The organism is Acidimicrobiales bacterium (assembly GCA_036273495.1).
Lineage (GTDB): Bacteria > Actinomycetota > Acidimicrobiia > Acidimicrobiales > JAJPHE01 > DASSEU01.
The window spans coordinates 1-4364 of sequence record DASUHN010000060.1 but is presented as its reverse complement, the minus strand read 5'-3'; the positions used below and the strand labels follow the sequence as shown (position 1 = coordinate 4364).

Sequence of the window (4364 nt, the reverse complement as noted above, 5' to 3'; positions counted from 1 at the left end):
TCAGCTGAGCGCTGGCCCAGAATCTCCCGGATGGCAGCGCGGAAGAGGAGGCGGCGCCAGCGGCGGCGGCTGCCGGTGCTGGTCACCGGGCCGGCGGTGGCGGCGCTGCTGGTGGCGGCCTCGGTGGCGCTGGTCAAGATCGCCAAGCCGCCGCCCCCCTCGGCCTGCGGCGTCACGAGCGCGTCAGGTGTCACCTACTCGCTCAACCCGACCCAGACCCAGAACGCGTCGATCATCGCCGCCGTCGCCTATCACCGGCAGCTGCCCGACCACGCCGTCACCGTGGCCCTGGCGGCGGCCCTCCAGGAGAGCAGGCTGGTCAACCTCGACCACGGGGACCTCGACTCGCTGGGGCTGTTCCAGCAGCGCCCGTCGCAGGGCTGGGGGACGCCGGCGCAGATCACGAATCCGGTGTATGCCGCCACCGCCTTCTACAACCACCTCACCGCGGTGCCCGGTTGGGAGGGGCTGGCGGTCGGACAGGTGGCCCAGGCCGTGCAGCTGAGCGCGGTCCCGGGCGCCTACGCTCCGTGGGAGTCGGAGGCCCGGGCCCTCGCCCGCGCCCTGACCGGCGAGGTGCCCGCCGGGCTCAGCTGCCGGCTCTCCGCGTGGGGAGGAGCCGTGCCGCCGAGCGGCTCACTGGCCGCCGCGGCCCAGAGCGAGTTCGGCTCCCCTCTGCTCGGCCAGACGCTGGCAGCCAAGACGGGATGGGAGGTGGCGAGCTGGGCCGTGGCCCACGCCTACCGGTACCACCTGCAGCAGGTCGCCTTCGGCGGTCAGTCGTGGGACTCGTCCGCCGGGGTGTGGAAGCCGAGCTCCACCGGTGGCACCGAGGTGAGCGTCCGCACCTGATCAGGGGACGAGGACGACGCGGCCGAAGGCCTGCCGACTCTCGATGTAGGCGTGCGCCGCCGCCGCCTCCGAGAGCGGGAAGCTGCGGTCGATGACGACGCGCAGCTGGCCCGACGCCACCTCGTCGAGCAGCTGGGCCACGAGGCCGTAGGCGCGGGTGCCGAGGAACAGCTCGGCCCCGAGGAAGTAGCCGGTGAGGCTCTGGTTGTTGGGCCGCATGCCCGACACGTCGAGGTGCTCGGCCACCGACCGGCCCGCGTCCCCGACGGTGACGCACCGGCCCCGGTAGGCCAGGGCGGCCAGGCTGCCCTGCAGCGTGGCGCCTCCGACCGAGTCGACGATCACGTCCACCCCGGCCCCGTCGGTGAGCCGGCGGGCCTCGGCCACGAAGTCGTGGGTCCGGTAGTTGATGCCGTGGTCGAGGCCGAACTCGCCCAGGCGGTCGAGACGGTCGTCGCTCGACGCCGTGGCCAGCACCCGGGCCCCGGCCCGCTTGGCCAGCTGGATGGCGGACAGGCCGACTCCGCCGGCGCCGGCGTGGACCAGCGCCGTCTCACCCGGCTGCAGGCGGCCGAACTCGAACAGGCAGTCGTGGGCGGTGGCGGAGGCGATGGGCACAGATGCGGCTTCGACCGGCGCCAGGCCTCCGGGAACCTTCCAGGCGAAGCCCTGGGGCACGACGCGCCTCTCGGCGTGGGACCCGTCGAGTCCGACGGTCACGACCCGGTCGCCGACGGCAAAGCGGTCGGCACCGGGGCCGCAGCGCGCCACGGTCCCGCCGGCCTGGTAGCCGACGATGTGAGGCGTGCGGGCCAGCTCCCCCTGCAGCCGGCTCAGGGTGTCCCCGCCCTCGATGCTGACCGCCTCGACGTCGACGAGGATCTCGCCCGGGCCCGGCTCCGGATCGGGGACGTCCTCGTACCGGAAGACGTCGGGTGGACCCGTCTGGTAGTAGACGGCGGCCTTCACGGGCGGGCGGCGCTGCCGGGCGCTACCGGGAGGGGCCGGCGCCGTAGCGCAGCCCGTCCATCAGCAGCGCCGAGATCCGGCACGCCTGGTCCTGCCAGCCCGGAGCGTCGCTCATCAGGCACACCCCCGACAGGGCGCGCAGCACGTCGGTCGGGTCGGCGTCGCTGCGGATGTCCCCCGAGCCCGCCGCCGCCGTGACCAGCCGCTCGATGGCCGAGCTCAGCTGGGCGTGGCTGTGGGTGAACAGCTCGGAGTCGGCGGCCAGCACGCTCTTGAGGTGGGTGGCCAGGCCCCGCTTGGCGGCGACGTAGGCCACGAAGCGCTGCATCCACTCGGCCAGGGCCTCACCCGGGGGCTTGGTCGCGAGCAGCTCGTCGGCGTCGGCGACCACCGCCTCGACGTTGCGACGGAAGACCGCCTCGACCAGGGCGTCCCGGGTGGGGAAGTGGCGGTAGAGGGTGCCGACCCCCACCCCGGCGTCCTTGGCGATCCTCTCCAGCGAGGCGTCCACACCCTCCCGGGCGAAGGCATCCGACGCCACCTCCAGCAGCCGCTCCCGGTTGCGGGCCGCGTCGGACCGCTGGGCCCGAGCCGGTGCCGCCTGCTGGTTGGAAGTCACATCCGGTCCCCTTGACAAAGCGGAGGCTGCCTCCGTTATAGTACCGGAGGATGCTTCCGCTTATGGGCCCCAGCGTAAAGCACCCGCCTCCCACTCGCAAGGGTGGGGGATCCGCTCACTGGAACTCTCTGGGAGTCGCCTTTATGCCCCCCACAACACTCACCCGGGCGGTGGTGCCCGACATCCCCCGGGCCCGGGACCGCCGCTGGCTGGCCCTCGCCGTCATCGGCGTGGCGCAGCTGATGATCATCCTCGACACGTCCATCGTGAACATCGCCCTCCCGCACGCCCAGCAGGCGCTGCGGTTCTCCGACGCCTCGCGGCAGTGGGCGCTCACCGCCTACACCCTGACCTTCGGGGGGCTCCTGCTCCTGGGGGGCCGGGTGGCCGACTACATGGGGCGCAAGCGCACCTTTCTCGTCGGCCTCATCGGCTTCGCCGCCGCCTCCGCCCTGGGCGGCTTCGCCCAGTCGGCCCTCTGGCTGTTCGGGGCCCGGGCCGTGCAGGGCGTGTTCGCCGCCCTGCTGGCGCCCGCCGTCCTGTCACTGATCACGACCACCTTCACCGAGTCCCGGGAGCGGGCCAAGGCCTTCGCCGTCTACGGCGCCATCTCCGGGACCGGGGGCGCCCTCGGGCTGCTGCTCGGGGGAGCGCTCACCGAGTTCCTGTCGTGGCGCTGGACGATGCTGGTCAACACCCCGATCGCCATCGCGGTGGCGATCGCCGCGACCGCGGTGGTGAAGGAGAGCCGGGTGGAGGGGGACCGCCACTTCGACGTCCCCGCCGCCATCGTCGGGACGGCGGGGCTGGCGATGCTGGTCTTCGGCTTCACCGAGGCCTCCCTGCACGGATGGTCGGCGTCGCTCACCCTGTCGGTCATCGGTGCGGCGGTGGTCCTCCTCGTCGGTTTCGTGGCGTGGGAACGCCGGGCCACCAACCCGATGCTCCCGCTGCGCATCGTGCTCGACCGCAACCGGGGCGGGTCCTACCTGGGGTTCCTCCTGGTGATGCTGGCCATGCTCGGCATGTTCCTGTTCCTCACCTTCTACTTCCAGGACGTGCTCCACTACTCGGCGCTCAAGGCGGGCCTGGCCTTCCTGCCGTTCCCGGCGGGGGTCATCACCTCGTCGACGCTGGCGTCCCGGACCCTGCCCCGCTTCGGGCCGCGCATACTGGCCTCGGGGGGGCTGGCCTCGGCCACGTTGGGGATGCTCTGGCTGACCCAGCTCACCGCCACGTCGTCGTACGGGTTGCACGTCGTTCCCGCCGAGCTGCTGATCAGTTTGGGCATGGGCCACGTCTTCGTTCCCCTGGCGTCGACGGCGCTGCTCGGGGTGCCGAACCACGACGCCGGGGCCGCCTCGGCGCTGGTCAACACCATGCAGCAGGTCGGCGGCTCCCTCGGGGTGGCGTTCCTCAACACCATCGCCACCAGCGCCACGGTGTCCTACGCCCTGGCCCACGGCGGGCCTTCACCGGCCGCGGTGGTGCACGGCTTCACCAGCGCCTTCTCGGTCAGCGTGGTGACCCTGCTGGTCGCCTTCGGCGTCGTGACCTTCCTCATCCGGGGCCGCCGGCCGGGATCGGAGTCCGCCGGCCTGGGCGGCGAGGAGCCGGTCTTCCTGCCCGAAGCCGCCCCCGCCGTGGCCTGATCCGGACCCGGGCGGCCTGACGAACGATGACTATGGCCCGGAGCAGCCGTCAGATGAGCCGTGAGGCAGCCATGACCACGGCCCGGCGGCTCCTGGCCGTAGCCCTCGGAGGAGTGGCGGTCCTGGCCGCCGTCCAGCACCGCTCGGAGCTGGCGGCGGCCGGGGCCATGCTGTCCCGGCTGGAATGGCGCTGGGTGGCGGTGGCGGTGGCGGCCGAGATCGCCTCGATGGTCGTGTTCGCCCGCCTCCAGCGCTGGCTGCTCCGGGCCGGT

5 protein-coding genes are annotated in these 4364 nt (G+C 73.0%); 3 read left to right on the top strand and 2 right to left on the bottom strand.

Features of this window, described 5'->3' with window-relative positions; genetic code table 11:
• Positions 1-30: 30 nt before the first annotated feature.
• A complete protein-coding gene (locus VFW24_02420) occupies positions 31-852 on the top strand; it encodes a hypothetical protein (GenBank protein ID HEX5265601.1) in 822 nt (273 codons plus the stop codon).
• Here the strand turns inward: VFW24_02420 and VFW24_02415 are convergent, their stop codons facing one another.
• Entirely contained in the window at positions 853-1821 is a 969-nt protein-coding gene (locus VFW24_02415) for a zinc-binding alcohol dehydrogenase family protein (protein HEX5265600.1), read from the bottom strand. It lies immediately after the preceding gene.
• A gap of 22 nt (positions 1822-1843) precedes the next feature.
• The gene (locus tag VFW24_02410; protein HEX5265599.1) at positions 1844-2440 is read right to left on the bottom strand and encodes a TetR/AcrR family transcriptional regulator; all 597 of its coding nucleotides are present in this window, start codon (positions 2438-2440) and stop codon (positions 1844-1846) included.
• Positions 2441-2583: 143 nt separating this feature from the next.
• Here VFW24_02410 and VFW24_02405 point away from each other — a divergent pair, with 143 nt between their 5' ends.
• Together VFW24_02405 and VFW24_02400 are read left to right on the top strand one after the other, a co-directional pair.
• Positions 2584-4092, top strand: coding sequence for an MFS transporter (locus VFW24_02405; GenBank protein HEX5265598.1), 1509 nt, complete (start codon positions 2584-2586; stop codon positions 4090-4092).
• Between the two features lie 53 nt (positions 4093-4145).
• The coding region (locus VFW24_02400; GenBank protein HEX5265597.1) for a hypothetical protein at positions 4146-4364 on the top strand (219 nt) is incomplete at its 3' end.